At 64.8% G+C, this 15,456-nt stretch carries 11 protein-coding genes; 9 read left to right on the forward strand and 2 right to left on the reverse strand.

Going from position 1 to position 15,456, the window contains the following annotated elements; translation table 11 throughout:
- Positions 1-28 precede the first annotated feature (28 nt).
- Complete coding sequence (locus ACFOMH_RS10490; RefSeq protein ID WP_377744347.1) at positions 29-1,354, forward strand: glycosyltransferase 61 family protein; 1,326 nt, start codon at positions 29-31, stop codon at positions 1,352-1,354.
- Here the strand turns inward: ACFOMH_RS10490 and mutS are convergent.
- Entirely contained in the window at positions 1,343-4,003 is a 2,661-nt protein-coding gene (gene mutS, locus ACFOMH_RS10495) for a DNA mismatch repair protein MutS (RefSeq protein WP_377744349.1), read from the reverse strand. The genes ACFOMH_RS10490 and mutS overlap by 12 nt on opposite strands.
- Positions 4,004-4,184: 181 nt before the next feature.
- Here mutS and ACFOMH_RS10500 point away from each other — a divergent pair, with 181 nt between their 5' ends.
- The 7 genes from ACFOMH_RS10500 (at position 4,185) to ACFOMH_RS10530 (ending at position 12,950) form a co-directional block, all read left to right on the forward strand.
- Positions 4,185-5,024 carry a 2-keto-4-pentenoate hydratase gene (locus ACFOMH_RS10500; RefSeq protein WP_374423940.1) on the forward strand — a complete coding sequence of 280 codons (840 nt, stop codon included), beginning with the start codon at positions 4,185-4,187 and terminating at the stop codon, positions 5,022-5,024.
- A gap of 156 nt (positions 5,025-5,180) precedes the next feature.
- A complete protein-coding gene (locus ACFOMH_RS10505; RefSeq protein ID WP_374423942.1) occupies positions 5,181-6,287 on the forward strand; it encodes an ABC transporter substrate-binding protein in 1,107 nt (368 codons plus the stop codon).
- A 54-nt stretch (positions 6,288-6,341) separates the two neighbouring features.
- A complete protein-coding gene (locus tag ACFOMH_RS10510; RefSeq protein ID WP_377744352.1) occupies positions 6,342-7,190 on the forward strand; it encodes an ABC transporter permease in 849 nt (282 codons plus the stop codon).
- Entirely contained in the window at positions 7,187-7,969 is a 783-nt protein-coding gene (locus tag ACFOMH_RS10515; protein ID WP_377744354.1) for an ABC transporter permease, read from the forward strand. The genes ACFOMH_RS10510 and ACFOMH_RS10515 overlap by 4 nt, the downstream gene beginning before the upstream one ends.
- Positions 7,966-8,994 (forward strand): ABC transporter ATP-binding protein, encoded by a 1,029-nt coding sequence (locus ACFOMH_RS10520; RefSeq protein ID WP_377744356.1) that lies wholly within the window; start codon positions 7,966-7,968, stop codon positions 8,992-8,994. The genes ACFOMH_RS10515 and ACFOMH_RS10520 overlap by 4 nt, the downstream gene beginning before the upstream one ends.
- A gap of 167 nt (positions 8,995-9,161) precedes the next feature.
- Complete coding sequence (locus ACFOMH_RS10525) at positions 9,162-11,129, forward strand: Hint domain-containing protein (protein WP_377744358.1); 1,968 nt, start codon at positions 9,162-9,164, stop codon at positions 11,127-11,129.
- A 168-nt stretch (positions 11,130-11,297) separates the two neighbouring features.
- A complete protein-coding gene (locus ACFOMH_RS10530) occupies positions 11,298-12,950 on the forward strand; it encodes a calcium-binding protein (RefSeq protein ID WP_377744360.1) in 1,653 nt (550 codons plus the stop codon).
- A gap of 97 nt (positions 12,951-13,047) precedes the next feature.
- Here ACFOMH_RS10530 and ACFOMH_RS10535 read toward each other — a convergent pair whose 3' ends face one another.
- Positions 13,048-13,821, reverse strand: coding sequence for a WecB/TagA/CpsF family glycosyltransferase (locus ACFOMH_RS10535; protein WP_377744362.1), 774 nt, complete (start codon positions 13,819-13,821; stop codon positions 13,048-13,050).
- 116 nt (positions 13,822-13,937) lie between these two features.
- On the opposite strand from ACFOMH_RS10535, the gene ACFOMH_RS10540 reads away from it, so the two are divergent.
- On the forward strand, positions 13,938-15,362 hold the full coding sequence (locus ACFOMH_RS10540) for a hypothetical protein (RefSeq protein ID WP_377744363.1): 1,425 nt from the start codon (positions 13,938-13,940) through the stop codon (positions 15,360-15,362).
- Positions 15,363-15,456 lie beyond the last annotated feature (94 nt).

Genomic DNA, 15,456 nt, shown 5'->3' on the forward strand with positions numbered 1-15,456 from the left:
CGGCCGTCCGCCGATGGAAATGTTTCATATGCCGACACTTCACCCGGGACTGCATTATGTCCCGCCCCGTCCGGGCTGGGTGATGCGCCCCGCCCAAGGGGGTCGTGTGCGCGGCTTTGCCGCCAGCGAAAACGAAGCCATGCGCGCGATGCAGCGCGAAACCATCCAGAACTTCGACCGCCGTCTGATGGACGAGGTGATGGAGATCAATTCCACCCCCGTGGTCATGGAACAGGCCGAGTTCTGCAAGGATGGCGTGCTGATCGACAAGCGCGCGTTGCTGAACGGGGCTTCGGGCGACCGGCTGCGGCGCAAATACGATCTGCAAAACAGCGACAAGGCCCGTCAGGACCGGCTGGCCGACGCATTTGCGCGTGCGCGTCGCCGGGGGACGTCGAACCTGCCGGTCTGGAAGGACCCGGTCGACAGTCTCGACATCGCCATCGAGGTCAAGAACGGCTTCAACTATTACCACTTTACCCAGGAATCGCTGGGTGCGCTGGCGCATTTTTCCGGCGATGACAGCGGCCGGCCGATCAATCTGCACCTGCCGCCGGGGGATGTGCGCGGCTTTATCATGGGCTTTATCGGCGCCATCTTTCCACAGCTCGCCGACCGGATCAGGATTCAGCACAAGCCCACGCGCTATAAAAAGGTGCGCTCGGTCTATTCGCATCGCCATTACCTGTATCAGGTCGCCGATGAGCGGATCGGCCAGACCGCCACCAATATCACCGAAGGCCGCTGGGGCCGGCCGCGCCATGACATTACCCATCGCCGCATCGTCGGCATGTCCTCCTTTGACAGCTGTCTGCGCCTGCTGCGCGACCATGCCCTGCGCCGGGTGCCACAATCCATGGTCGCGGGGATGCCGAAACTGGTCTGGATGGGGCGCGACGAATCGGGCGATGCGCGCGCGCGCGGCATTGGCGGGCACGAGGCGCTGTTGGAGGAACTGACCGCGCGCGGCTTTGAGACGGTGATTTTCGAACATCTTGCGCCGCTTGAACAGATCGCGGCGATGCAGGCGGCCGATATCGTCATCGCCCCGCATGGCGCGGGGCTGGTCAATATGGCCTATGCCCGCCCCGAGACGCTGGTGATCGAAATCGGATCGCGCCAGACCCAGCTGCATCGCTGGGGCGTGTTCCATTCCGCCGCCCATGTCGCCGGCTGCCGCTATGACGCGGTTTTCGCCGATATCATGGGCGCCACCAACCCCGAGGGCGTGCCGCCGATTTCAAAGGGGCTTTTGGGGGTCACGCTGGACAAAAGGGCCACGGACCGCATCCTGCGGATCGTGGCCGAGGCGACCGGGGACAAGAGCTCGGAACCCCTGTGCTCAGCGGGCTGATCCCGCCGGACTTTCGGGCAGCATCTCGCGCAGCTCATAAAGCAGGTTCAGCGCCTCGCGGGCGCTGATCGCATCGGGGTTCAATCCGCGCAGCCTATCCTCGACCGCCGAGGCGGCGGTCTTGGCCGGTGCGGCGGGTGCGGGGATGGGGGCTGCGGCGCGAAACAGCGGCAGATCATCCAGCAGGGCGGCGGGCCGGCCGGCGCCCTGATCCTCGCCGCTTTCCAATTGGTGCAGGATGTCGCGGGCGCGTTCGACCACCGCCGAAGGCAGGCCGGCCAGCCGCGCCACCTGCACCCCATATGAACGGTCGGCGGCGCCCTTTCGGACCTCGTGCAAAAAGATCACCTCGCCTTCCCATTCGCGCACGGTGACGGTGGCGTTCTCGACCCCGGGCAGGCGGGCGGAAAGAGCCGTCATCTCGTGGTAATGGGTGGCGAACAGCGCCCGGCAGCGGTTGGTCGCATGCAGATGCTCCATCACCGCCCAGGCGATGGAAAGCCCGTCCCAGGTCGCGGTGCCGCGTCCGATTTCATCCAGAATCACCAGCGCGTGGTCGTCGGCCTGGTTCAGGATCGCGGCCGTTTCGACCATCTCGACCATAAAGGTCGAGCGGCCCCGCGCCAGATCGTCGGCGGCGCCCACGCGGCTGAAGAGCTGGCTCACCACGCCGATATGGGCGCGGGTCGCGGGCACGAACCCGCCCGCCTGCGCCAGAATGGCGATCAGTGCGTTCTGGCGCAGAAAGGTCGATTTACCGGCCATGTTCGGCCCGGTCAGCAACCAGATCGCCGGCGTTTCGCCGCTGGTCAGGGCGCAGTCATTGGCCACGAACGCCTCGCCCTTGCGCTTGAGCGCACGTTCTACGACCGGATGGCGGCCGCCCTCGATCTCGAAGGCGCGGCTGGCATCGACCTTTGGGCGCGTCCAGCCCTGACCCGAGGCGAGATCGGCGAAACCGGCGCTCAGATCGATTTCGGCCAGTGCCCGGGCGGCCTGTCCGATGGGGCCGGCGCGGTCCAGCACGGCGCGGGTCAGGCGGGCGAATATCTCGCGTTCGATTTCCAGCGCGCGGTCGCGGGCGTTCAGGATCCGGGTTTCCAGCTCGCTCAGCTCGATCGTGGTAAAGCGGATCTGGTTGGCGGTGGTCTGGCGGTGGATAAAGCGTTCGTTCAGCGGCGCGGCCAGCATCCGTTCGGCATGGGTCGATGTCGTCTCGATGAAATAGCCCAGCACGTTGTTATGCTTGATCTTAAGGCTGGTGACGCCTGTTTCGGCGATATAGTCGGCCTGCATCCGGGCGATGACGCCGCGCCCCTCGTCGCGCAGGCGCCGGGTCTCGTCCAGATCGTCGTCATAGCCGGGCGCGGTAAAGCCGCCATCGCGGGTCAAAAGCGGCGGCTCGGCCACCAGCGCCTGATCCAGAAGGTCGATCAGCTCGTCATGCCCGGTCAGATCGCGCGCCGCATCCGCCAGCACCCGCACATCGCCGCAATCCAGCATGGCGGCGATGGCCGCGCCCTGGGTCAGGCCGGCGCGGATCCCGGCCAGATCGCGCGGCCCCCCGCGTTCAAGCGCCAGCCGCGACAGCGCCCGGTCCATGTCGGGTGCGCGCGACAATGCCTCGCGCAGATCGGCGGTCAGGCGCGGCGCGGCCACCAGATGCGCCACCGCCGCCTGCCGGGCATGAATTTCGTCCAGATCGCGCGAGGGGGCGCCGATGCGGCGTTCCAGCAGCCGCGCGCCGCCCGCGGTCGCGGTGCGGTCGATGGCCGCCAGAAGCGAGCCTTCGCGCCCGCCCGACAGCGCCTGCGTCAGTTCGAGGTTGCGCCGGGTGGCGGCGTCGATCTGCATGGCGCCGCCCAATGCCTCGCGCACGGGCGGACGGATCAGGGGCATCCGGCCTTTCTGGGTCAGGTCCAGATAATCGGCGATGGCGCCCATCGCGGCCAGCTCGGCGCGGCTGAAATGGCCGAACCCGTCCAGCGTTTCGACCCCGAACATCGCGCCCAGCCGCCGGGTCGCGGCGCCGCTGTCGAAACTGCCGGCGGGCAATTCGGTCAGCGCGGCGCCCGCCTCATGCGCGATCTCGTCCAGACGCGATCCTTCGGGCGCCAGCAATTCGCGCGGCGCGTGGCGCGCCAGTTCCGGCGCCAGACGCGCAAGCGGGCAGGGCATGACACGGAACTCCCCGGTCGAGATATCGACCCAGGCCAGCGCGGATTCGTCGCGCACATTGGCGAAACTGGCCAGAAAATTGTGCCGCCGCGCCTCGAGCAGCGATTCCTCGGTCAGGGTGCCGGGGGTGACAAGGCGCACCACGTCCCGGGCGACCACGGATTTCGAGCCGCGCTTTTTCGCCTCGGCCGGGTCCTCCATCTGCTCGGCGATGGCGACGCGAAAGCCCTTGCGGATCAGCGTCAGAAGATAGCTTTCGGCGGCATGGACCGGGACGCCGCACATCGGGATCGGTTCGCCCAGATGGGTGCCGCGTCTGGTCAACGCGATGTCCAGCGCGGCGGATGCGGCGACCGCGTCGTCAAAGAACATCTCGTAGAAATCGCCCATGCGATAGAACAGCAATGCGCCGGGATTGGCCTCGCGGATCGCAAGGTATTGCGCCATCATCGGGGTGGGTTGATCGCTCATGCCGGGCCTTGTCATTCGGTGTCGTCCCCTGTCTTAGGGGATGGCGCGGGCGATGCAAACACGGGCGCCGCATCCGGGGCCGTCCAAGGCGGTGGAACCGGGGCAGAATCCATGTGACAGTCGCCGCGCATTGCGGCATCGTTCGGGGCGCATAATGCACAATGAAGTGAAAGGCATCGGCATGAGGTTTCTGGTCTGCGGCATGACCCTGGCTTGCCTGACGGGGCCGGCGCTGGCGGCGTGCCCCGATGTTTCGCTGATGCAGAATGCCGCGCGGGGCTGGATCGCGGGCCAGCGCCTGCCCGACCCGGTGGTGTTGAACATGCAGGATGCCGATTGCGCCTATGCCACCTTTCGCAGCGTGCTTGAGGCCGAGCTGGGCCCGGCCGTGGGGGTCAAGGTCGCCTTTACCTCGCGTTCGGCGCAGGAAAGCTATGGCATCGAGTCCCCGATCGCGGGCGCGCTGTTTGCGCCGATGCTTCTGCCCGACGGGGCGCGACTCAGCCTGAAGGGCAGCCGCAATCCGTTCTATGAGGTGGATCTTGCGGTCACCGTGGGCGATTCGTCGATCATGCAGGCCCGCACCCGCGAGGATGTCGCCGCCGCGCTCAAGGATATCCGCCCCTTTATCGAGGTGCCGGATCTGGCGTTGCAAAAGACGGTCGTGCCCACCGCCGCGTTGATGGCGGCCTATGGGGTGACGCCCTGGCGCGGGGTGTTGGGGCGCGGCATTCCCATCGCGGATCTGGACGATCCGGTCGCGGATCTGGCGGCGCTGACGGTGGATCTGCGTGTCGACGGGCGGTCGGTGGATGCGGGCGATGGCGGCATGCTGATGGAACATCCGCTGGATGTGGTGTTGTGGCTGGTTCAGCGCGGCGGATATGAGCTGAAACCCGGCTCGGTGATTTCGCTGGGCGCGCTGGGATCGGCGCATCCCGCCACGCCCGGCCACCGTCTCAGGGCGGAATACCGGATCGGGGGGCGCAGCATGCAGGTCGGCGTGACGCTTGTTCCGTGACGGCCGCGCGCGGGGTCCGTCCGCCTGTCTATTTCGCCATGGGTGCGGTAGAAAAAAACCTTTGCGTGGTGGTCACATGTGTCGCAACACTGTCACTCGGCGCCGGTAGGTGGCAGCCAGCCGCCATGCGGCACGTTCTGGAACGGAGTTGACGAAATGACCATTCAATCGACCGCTGCGGGCCTTGCCGCCCTGGTCGCGCTGGCGGCCTCGGGTGCTGCCCATGCGCAGGATCTCGCGGCGCTGGAAGAGGCTGCGAAGGCCGAAGGCATGCTGACCACCATCGCGCTGCCCCATGACTGGTGCGGCTATGGCGCCGTGATCGAGGGCTTCAAGAAGAAATATCCAGAAATTCAGGTCAACGAGCTGAACCCCGATGCCGGTTCCGCCGACGAGCTCGAGGCGATCCGCGCCAACAAGGACAACAAGGGCCCGCAGGCGCCCGACGTGATCGATGTCGGTCTGTCCTTTGGTCCGCAGGCCAAATCCGAAGGGCTGATCCAGCCCTATAAGGTCGCGACCTGGGACACGATCCCCGAGGACGCCAAGGATGCCGAAGGCTATTGGTATGGCGACTATTACGGGGTCATGGCATTCGGCGTGAACACCGACCTGATCGAGGAAGGTCCCCAGACCTGGAAGGATCTGACCAAGCCCGAATTCGCCAATGCCTTCGCGCTGGCCGGCGATCCGCGCGCCTCGGCGCAGGCGATCATCTCGGTCATGGCGGCCGGCATCGCCAATGGCGGCGAGGCGGGCGAGGCCTCCGGCCAGAAGGGCATGGAGCTGATGGCCGAGGTGAACAAGGCCGGCAACTTTGTCCCGGTCATCGGCAAATCGGCAACCATCGCCCAGGGCGCGACGCCCATCGTCACCGCATGGGACTATAACCTGCTGTCGTGGCGCGACGGGCTGAACGGCAACCCGCCGGTCGAGGTGATCATCCCCTCGGACGGCGTGGTTGCGGGCGTCTATGTGCAGGCGATTTCGGCCTATGCACCGCATCCGAACGCCGCGAAACTGTGGATGGAATATCTTTATTCCGACGAGGGTCAGCTGGGCTGGCTGAAAGGCTATTGCCACCCGATCCGCTTCAACGATCTGGTCAAGAACGGCAAGGTTCCGGCCGAGATGCTGGATGCGCTGCCCCCGGCCGAGGCCTATGAAAAGGCGATCTTCCCGACGCTGGAGCAGCAAGAGGCCAACAAGAAAGTCGTGACCGAGGGCTGGGACAGCGTCGTCGGCGCGGCGGTCAAGGAATAAGACAAGAACCGGCCCCGCCCGATACGGCGGGGCCATTCGCGCAGTGGGGGGCGAATGAAGCAGATCGGCTGGAACTGGCTGGGCGTGGTGCCCTTTTTCGCCTTTGCGCTGTTGTTCCTGATGCTGCCGACGATGAATATCGTCATCGGCGCGATTCAGAACCCCGAGGGGCAATTCACCCTGCAAAACCTTGCCGGGCTGACCTCGCCCCGGATCGTGGACAGCTTTGTCATCTCGATCAAGGTGTCGCTGGCCTCGGCCGTCATGGGCTGTCTGATCGGTTTCGCCATGGCGGCGGCGGTGGTGATGGGGGGCGTGCCGGGCTGGATCAAGGCGCCGCTGATGACGTTTTCGGGGGTCGCCTCGAACTTTGCCGGGGTGCCGCTGGCATTTGCATTCATCGCCACGCTGGGCCGGGTCGGGCTGGTGACCATGCTGCTGAAACAATGGTTCGGCATCAATATCTATGCGATGGGCTTTAATCTCTTGTCCTTCTGGGGCCTGACGCTGACCTATCTGTTCTTTCAGATCCCGCTGATGATCCTGATCATCACCCCCGCGCTTGAGGGGTTGAAACGCGAATGGCGCGAGGCGGCCGAGGTGTTGGGCGCATCGACCGGGCAATACTGGCGCATGGTGGCGCTGCCGATCCTGTTCCCGTCGCTTCTGGGGACCTTCGCGCTTTTGTTCGCCAACAGCTTCGGCGCGGTGGCGACGGCCTATGCGCTGACCGGATCGTCGCTGTCGATCGTGCCGATCATGCTGTTCGCGCAGATCCGGGGCGATGTGTTGCAGGACCCGCATCTGGGCTATGCCATGGCCTTCGGGATGATCCTGGTGACGGGGCTGGCGAACCTTGCCTATGTCATCATGCGCACCCGTGCGGAACGGTGGATGCGATGAAACGGATCTGGTCCTGGGCCGCCATCGTCGCGGGCGGTCTTTATTTTCTGCTGCCGCTGATCGGCACGGTCGAATTCTCGCTCAGGATGCGGCGCGGGGAATATTCGCTGGACGCCTATCGCTCGGTGCTGGCGGACCCGAATTTCCGCGACACTTTCGGCTATTCGATCGTCATGGCGCTTTTGACCATCGTGCTGGGTGTGCTGATCGTGGTGCCGACCGCCTATTGGGTGCGGCTGCGCCTGCCGCGGCTGCGCCCGGTGATCGAATTCATCACCCTGTTGCCGCTGGTCATTCCGGCCATCGTCGTCGTCTTTGGCTATATCCGGCTTTACAATACCTCGTCGGTGCTGCCGCTGACCGGCTCGGCCTCGGGCACCAACCTGCTGCTTCTGTGCGGTTATGCGACGCTGGCGCTGCCCTATATGTACCGCGCCGTCGATACGGGCCTGTCGACGCTGGACGTGCGCTCGCTGACCGAGGCGGCGCAGTCGCTTGGTGCGGGCTGGATCAGGATCATCGGCCGGCTGATCCTGCCCAATGTGCTGGGCGCGGTGATGTCGGGGGCGTTTCTCAGCTTTGCCATCGTCATCGGCGAATTCACCATGGCGGCGCTGCTGAACCGCCCGGCCTTTGGCCCCTATATGCAGCTTCTGGGCGCCAACCGCGCCTATGAACCCGCCGCGCTGGCCGTCATCGCCTTTGCCGCCACCTGGGGCTGCATGGGCCTGATGCAACTGATTTCACGCCTGCTGGGCGTCAGAAAGACCGCGAAATGAGCTTCCTTGTTCTTGACCACCTGCAAAAATCCTTTGGCGCCACCAAGGTCGTCCATGACTTCAACCTGTCGGTGGAAAAGGGGGAATTCGTTTCCTTCCTTGGGCCGTCGGGCTGTGGCAAGACCACGGTGCTGCGCATGGTCGCGGGGTTTGAAACCCCGAGCGAGGGGCAGATCGTCATCGACGGACAGGATGTGACCCGGCTGCGCCCGAACCAACGTCAGATCGGCATGGTGTTTCAATCCTATGCCCTGTTTCCCAACCTGACCGTGGCCGAAAACGTGGGCTTTGGCCTTAAGGTCGCGGGCGTGTCGCGGGCCGAACGTGGTCCGCGCGTGGCCGAGATGCTGGAACTGATCGGCCTGCCCGATCTGGGCGGGCGCTATCCCTGGCAGCTTTCGGGCGGCCAGCAACAGCGGGTGGCGCTGGCGCGCGCGCTGGCGCCGCGCCCGCGCGTGTTGTTGCTGGACGAGCCGCTTTCGGCGCTGGACGCCAAGATCCGCGTCAGCCTGCGCAACCAGATCCGCGAGATCCAGCAACAGCTTGGCATCACCACCATCTTCGTGACCCACGATCAGGAAGAGGCGCTGTCGATTTCCGACCGCATCGTGGTCATGCACAAGGGCATCGCCGATCAGACCGGCTCGCCCTCGGACATCTATAACAGCCCGGCCACCGATTTCGTCGCGGGCTTTGTCGGCACGCTGAACCGCCTTGAGGCCGAGGTGGTCGATGCCGCCACCGGCCATGTCCGGATCGCGGGCGCCGGCATCCTTTTGGAACGTCCGTTGCCGGCGGGCCGGGTCACGCTTGCCGCGCGGCCCGAAAGCCTGCGGATCGCGGATGAAGGCATCCCGGCCGAGATCACCGGCGTCGAATTCCTGGGTTCGGTCCAGCGGCTGCGCGCGCGGGTGGGTGCAACCGAGGTGGTTCTGGACCGGTTCAACGCGCCGGGCGAGGTGCTGCCCCAGCCCGGCGACCGGGTGCATCTGACCGCCGCGCGGTCCGGCTGGCTGGTGCTTTAACCAAGAGTTTCGGGCATTTCCGGGGCCCGCGATGGTTAAACCTGTCTAAAAGAACATCTGAACTTTCAGCCCCTGAATTTGTTAGATCAGCGGTATCCCGCCGATTCCAGTGGCGGACTTGCGCAGGTTTTTGCGCGCAAGCGTAACAAGTTTAGTTCGAGGCTATCATGGCGACGATCCCCGGAACCGCTGGCGATGACCCGCTGATTGGCACGAATGACCCCGATCTGATCCAGGCAGGGGCCGGGAATGATACGGTCGATGGCGGCGCGGGCGGTGACACGCTGGACGGCGGCACGGGCAGCGATGTGGTCAATGGCGATACGGGGGCCGATGTCCTGCTTTGGGGCGAGGATGCCGGGGCCACCGGGGCGCATGACGAATATCACGGCGGTTCGGGGGATGATAACTACAACCCCAGCGTCTATTCCAATCAGGGCGGCGACACGCTGAGCCTGGGCTATGGCGGCACCGGGGCGGGCGGATTCGATGTCACCCTGTCGACGCCCGGCATCGGCACGGCCGAGGATGCCTATGGCAATACGCTTTCTTTCGACGGGATCGAGCGCATCGCGACCGGCGACGGCGCCGACCGGATCGACGCCACCAATGCCGTCCCCACCAGCGGCGAGGGCATCCGCGTCTTTACCGGCGCCGGCGACGATACCGTTCTGGCAGGGTCGGGGTCGAACTATATCCATACCGGCGATGGCAACGATCTGGTCTATGGCGGCGACGGCTATGATCTGGTCGAAACCGGGGCGGGCAATGACACCGTCTATGGCGGCGATGGCGGCGACGGCATCCGCTGGGGCGAAGGCAATATCGACTGGAATGTCGGTCAGGACGTCTATTACGGCGGTTCGGGCTATAACACGCTGAACGCCTGGCAGACCGACAGCGCGGGCAATGGCGTGCGCATGGTGCTGAACAGTTCGAGCAGCGGCACGGTCGATGCGACCGGGGCGGCCACCGGGCATCTGGACTTTCAGGAGTTCCAGAATTTTCTGACCGGCAATGGCAGCGATACGGTCGATGGCTCGGCCGCCGGGGTGAACGGGTTCCGCACCTATACCTCATGGGGCAACGATTCCATCATCGGCAGCGCCGGCAGCGATTCGATCGAGGGCGGCTGGGGTGCCGATACCGTCGATGGCGGCGCCGGCAATGATTTCATCTCGATGGCGGGTGACCTGTTTTCCAGCGGCACGGCCTGGGTCGACGATGGCAGCGACCTTCTGGTGCTGCGCGACGGCTTTGGCGCGGATACCGTGCGCGCCTTTTCCATCGAGGCGGGCACCGATCAATGGGGAACCCCGCTGCCTATGGATCGGTTGGATGTCAGCGGGTTGCACGATGCAGACGGCAATCCGATCGACCTGAACGATGTCACGGTCGGCACCTATATCGACCAATGGGGCAATCCGCAGGCGCAGCTGACCTTTCCCAATGGCGAAACGCTGGTCCTGCATGGCGTCGATCCGGCCGACCTGACCCGCGCCAAGCTGCATGAACTGGGCATTCCCTGCTTTTGCGAAGGCACCCAGATCGCCACGAGTCAGGGCGATATCGCGGTTGAACAACTTAAGGTTGGCGATCTGGTGCGGACGCGCGACCATGGGTTGCGCCCGATCCGCTGGATCGGCCGGCGTCATCTGGACAGCATCGACCTTGTCACGGCGCCGCATCTGCGACCCATTCGCATTTCGGCCGGCGCGCTGGCGCCCAATGTGCCGGCGCGGGATCTTCTGGTTTCGCCGCAGCACCGTATTCTCGTGCGTTCGCATATCGCGCAGCGCATGTTCGGCAGCCACGAGGTGCTGATCGCGGCCAAGCAACTCTTGGCGATCAATGGGATCGAACAGGTCGCCGCAGACACGGTCACCTATTTCCATATCCTGTTCGACGCCCATGAGATCGTGCTGTCGAACGGGGCCGAGACCGAGTCGCTTTATACCGGCGCGCAGGCGCTGAAGGCGGTCGGACCCGCCGCCCGGGCCGAAATTCTGGCCCTGTTTCCCGAGCTGCGCGACACCCCCGCAGAGGCGGCGCGCTGTCTTGTTCCCGGCGGTCGCGCCCAACAGCTTGCCCGCCGTCATGCCCGCAATGGAAAGGATCTGATTCAGGCGATTTAAGCAACCATCGGTTGAATTTAGCGTATTTTGACAGGGGTTTTCTGCCCGAAAGGACAGGTAACCTGATTTTTGCAGTTTCTCTCTAATCCCGGCCGAATAAGCGATTCGGTCGGGTGCATGTGTTTGTTCCCTCCGAAACGTCAGGATTTTGACAATTCGAGGAACAAGATGGCTTTTCTACGAGGCGGGAATGGTGCCGACAGTCTGGTCGGTACAATCGGCAGTGACACGCTTGCGGGCTTTTACGGCAGTGATCGGCTGAATCCGGGGCGCGGTGCGGACCGCGCCGATGGTGGCCCCGGTGCCGATGTGCTGCTTTGGGACGAAGATCGCAACAGCTCGGGCGTGATCGACAATTACACCGGCAGCGACTGGTACGAACAATACGATTCCAATCTTTATGGCAGCCTGTCGGGCGGCGACCGTCTCGTGCTGGGCAGCAGCGCCGGCGCGGGCGGCTTTCGCGTGACCTTCACCACCAGCGAGGCGGGTAGGGCCAGCGACGCCTATGGCAACCGGCTGAATTTCACCGGGATCGAGCGGATTCAGACCGGTGTCGGCAACGATCTGATCGATGGCACCCATGCCCGGATCCTGGGCGAGCGCCATGCCGGCGATGCCACCAGCTATGTGCCGCAGCATGGGCTGACGGTGATGGCGGGCGCGGGCAATGACACGGTGCGCGGCACTTCGGCCAGCGATGTTCTGGATGGCGGCGGCGGCAATGACCGTCTGTTTGGCGGCGGCGGCACCGATCTGATGATGTCCTCGGCCGGCAATGACTGGGTGCATGGCGGCGCGGGCGACGACAATGTGCGCTGGGGCAATAATGGCGGCACGGGGCCGATCCACAATATCGGCCATGACACGCTGATCGGTGGCAATGGCACCGACCTGCTGAACCTCTGGGGCAAGGGCGACGGCGAAAACAGCGTCGGCACCTATGTGGTGCTGACCGGGCGAAGCTCGGGCTGGGCCACCTTTACGGCCGATAACGGCCGCGCCACTTTCAGCGAGTTCGAACAGTTCTGGACCCATGAAGGCCGCGACACCGTCAGTGGCGCGAATGCCGATATCGGGCTGAATACGCGCGGGATCATGTTCAACACCCGTTGGGGCGACGACGTTCTGACCGGCAGCCGTGGCAATGACACGCTTGAGGGCGGCGACGGCGCCGATACCATCAATGGCGGTCGCGGCAACGATGTCATCTCGATGTTCGAATCCTTCTGGGTGGCGGATGGCGGCTCGGTCGCGGCGGATGGCGCGCGCGATGTGCTGGTGCTCCAGGACGGCTCGGGCGTCGACAAGGTGCGCGCCTTCAAGATCGGCGGTTCCGATGGCGACCGGCTGAATGTCGGCGGAATGCATGACGCGCAGGGCAATCGTGTCGATGTGAACGATGTCCGTGTCGGGTCGAGCAATGGCGATGCCGTGCTGATCTTTCCGAATGGCGAGCGCGTGATCTTTGAGGGCGTCAGCCCCGCCACCCTGACCCGTTCGGTGCTGGTCGATCTGGGCATTCCGGCGACCAGCTCGCAATCGGCGGCGCAAAATGCGCCGGCGGCGGTTCAGGCCGCCCGCAGCACTGATGCCGATGCCAGCGCGAAACAGGATCTGGCCGCGGCAGGGGACGATGCAAGCGCGGCGACCGGCAGTCACGATCCGATGCCGGCCGATGACGCCGGGGCGATGGCCGCCAATGCCCCGGCCGCCGGGGATTCGCTGCTGTCGCTTTATTCCGGGCTTGCGGATCTTTTCGGCGATGCCAACGCCCAGTCGATGGCCGAGGCCGATGCCATGGACTTCAACTGGGGCTGAGGCCGCAGGTCGATTCCTGTCGGTTCCGCAATGACATCAATGGCGTCCGCGTATCGCGCGGGCGCCATTTCGCATGTCGATTGCGCGGCGCGGCGGCTTATGGTGTGGCGTCGCGATCCCGCGCCCGCAGCGCCAGCGCCTGACGGGCATAACCCGGCATGATCGTAAAGCCCTTGGCATAGCGCAGAAACAGCCGGCGCGGATTGGACAGCATCCGCCATGCCCATTCCATCTTGATCCGGCGCACCAGAACCGGCGCGCGGCGTTGATGCCCGGACAGGAAATCCAGACCCGCCCCGATCGAGGCAAAGCCGGTATTCCCAAGCGCGTCGCGGGCGCGGATGGCAAAGCGTTCCTGCCGGGGCGCCCCCAGCGCCAGAAAACAGAGCCGCGCGCCCGATTGGCGGATGCGGGCGATGATGTCGTCGGCCTCGGGGCCATCGGGGTCGAAGGGAAAACCCGGCGCATGGGTCATCGCGATCCTAAGCGTCGGGACCCGTGCGCGCATGCTTTCGGCCGCGCGGGTCAGGGAATCGTCATTGCTGCCGATCAGCGCGACGGGCAGGCCCAGCCCCGCCGCGAGCTCGGCCAGCGGCAGCACCTGATCCGATCCGGGCGCAAGCCGGACCGGCCGCCCGGCCAGCCGCGACAGCCAGACGATGGGATTGCCATCGGCACAGATCAGGTCATGGGCGGCATAGGCGCGGCGGAAACCGGCATCCTCGCCCAGCCGTTGCAGGTGGTCGACATTGATGGTGGCGATGGCAAAGCCCCGGCCTTGTTCAAGCCGTTGCCGCGCCGCCGCCAGAAGCGCGGCAGAATCGTGACAATTGATCCGGACAGCATTGCCGTCGGGAAAAGTGAAATGCATGATATGCCTCGGTCCGGCCGGATTTGTGGCAGGATGGGTTGACGGCCCGGGGAATGCAACGCCCTTCCCAAGCGAAGGTAAACGGCCCGGGTCGCCGCAAGACAGGAGATAAGCCCTTGCCCATATTGGCGCTGACGGTGTTGCTGTCCTGGCCCGTCATCGTGGCGATCCTGTTTTCGCGTCTGCCCCGTCCGCAGGCGCTGATCTGGTCCATCTATGCCGGATATCTGTTGCTGCCGCCGCTGGTCGAGATCGACCTGCCGGTGTTTCCGGGGCTGAACAAGGCGATGGTGCCGGCGCTGGCCGCCGCCGCCATGATCTATCTGGTGCAGCGGGATCAGGGGGAGGACAGCGACGCGCCGCCGCCAATGGGCGGGTTCGTCACGCTGCTTCTGGTGATGAATTTCGTGGGGCCGCTCTTGACCTCGCTGACCAATCCCGACCCGCTGATCGACGGCATCAACTATCGCCCCCCCGTCAACCTGAGCCAGGGCGTCGCCAGCATGATGTTGGTGGGGATGCAGATCCTGCCATTCCTGATGGGCTACAAGATTCTGTGGAACGCACAGGGGGCGCAGCTCTGGGTCCGCAGTCTGGTGCTGGGCCTTTTGTGGTACACGATCCCGATGCTGATCGAATTGCGGCTGAGCCCACAGATGAACGTCTGGGTCTATGGCTTTTTCCAGCACGATTTCATCCAGACCATCCGCTATGGCGGGTTCCGCCCGATCGTCTTTTTGCAGCATCCGCTTTGGGTCGCGCTGTTGACCATGACGGCGTTTCTGGGCGCCATCGCGCTGGCCCGCAATGACCGCAGCAAGCGCAATATCCTGATCGCGCTTTATCTGGGGGCTATCCTGGTGCTGTGCAAATCGGCGGGCGCGCTGCTTCAGGCGCTGATGGCGGCGCCTCTGGTGGCGTTTGCGCGGCCACGGGTGATGATGCTGGCGGCGGCCATCGTGGCGGGCATCGCCTTTTCCTATCCGACGCTGCGCACCACCTCGTGGATGCCGTTGCAGGGGATCGTCAATGTCGCCATGTCGATTTCGCCCGAACGGGGGCGGTCGCTGGAATTCCGGCTGATGAACGAAGAGGCGCTTCTGGAGCGCGCGATGGAGCGGCCTCTGTTCGGCTGGGGCGGTTGGGGGCGGTCGCTGTTTTACGACCCCTATAGCGGCCGGCTGGCCTCGGTCCCGGATGGGCAATGGGTGATCTGGATCGGCTCGAACGGGATTTTCGGCTATCTGGCACAGTTTCTGTTGCTGCTGGTGCCGATCTTCGCCCTGTTGCGGGCCATGCCGCGCGACCGCGACCGCGCGCGCGAGCCGGAATTCGTGATTCTGGGCACGGTCTCGTTGATGCTGGCGATGAATCTGCTGGACCTGATTCCCAATGCGACCATCACGCCGCTGACCTGGCTGACGGCGGGGGCGCTTCTGGGCAATGCCAATCGCCTGCGACAAGCTGTCCCACAGGCGCCGCAAAGCCTCAATCCGGGACAGGTTCTGCCTAAAAAGGCAGGCATTCAAACGGTTTTATAGGTTGGTCCGACAGCTCGGATTCGCTATGCCGGTTACGCCCACAAGTTGTTAAAAGCTTTAGCCCCATCGGGTAGTATATGAGTTGAAGAGGGAG

Origin of the sequence: Paracoccus mangrovi, assembly GCF_042648425.1 — a bacterium.
Classification (GTDB): domain Bacteria; phylum Pseudomonadota; class Alphaproteobacteria; order Rhodobacterales; family Rhodobacteraceae; genus Paracoccus; species Paracoccus mangrovi.

Coding starts and splice junctions, on each gene's coding strand:
- ACFOMH_RS10510 (WP_377744352.1), top strand. CDS start 6,342: ATGAAGCAGATCGGCTGGAACTGGCTGGGCGTGGTGCCCTTTTTCGCC.
- ACFOMH_RS10505 (WP_374423942.1), top strand. CDS start 5,181: ATGACCATTCAATCGACCGCTGCGGGCCTTGCCGCCCTGGTCGCGCTG.
- ACFOMH_RS10500 (WP_374423940.1), top strand. CDS start 4,185: ATGAGGTTTCTGGTCTGCGGCATGACCCTGGCTTGCCTGACGGGGCCG.
- ACFOMH_RS10530 (WP_377744360.1), top strand. CDS start 11,298: ATGGCTTTTCTACGAGGCGGGAATGGTGCCGACAGTCTGGTCGGTACA.
- ACFOMH_RS10525 (WP_377744358.1), top strand. CDS start 9,162: ATGGCGACGATCCCCGGAACCGCTGGCGATGACCCGCTGATTGGCACG.
- ACFOMH_RS10520 (WP_377744356.1), top strand. CDS start 7,966: ATGAGCTTCCTTGTTCTTGACCACCTGCAAAAATCCTTTGGCGCCACC.
- ACFOMH_RS10535 (WP_377744362.1), bottom strand. CDS start 13,821: ATGCATTTCACTTTTCCCGACGGCAATGCTGTCCGGATCAATTGTCAC.
- ACFOMH_RS10490 (WP_377744347.1), top strand. CDS start 29: ATGCCGACACTTCACCCGGGACTGCATTATGTCCCGCCCCGTCCGGGC.
- ACFOMH_RS10515 (WP_377744354.1), top strand. CDS start 7,187: ATGAAACGGATCTGGTCCTGGGCCGCCATCGTCGCGGGCGGTCTTTAT.
- mutS (WP_377744349.1), bottom strand. CDS start 4,003: ATGAGCGATCAACCCACCCCGATGATGGCGCAATACCTTGCGATCCGC.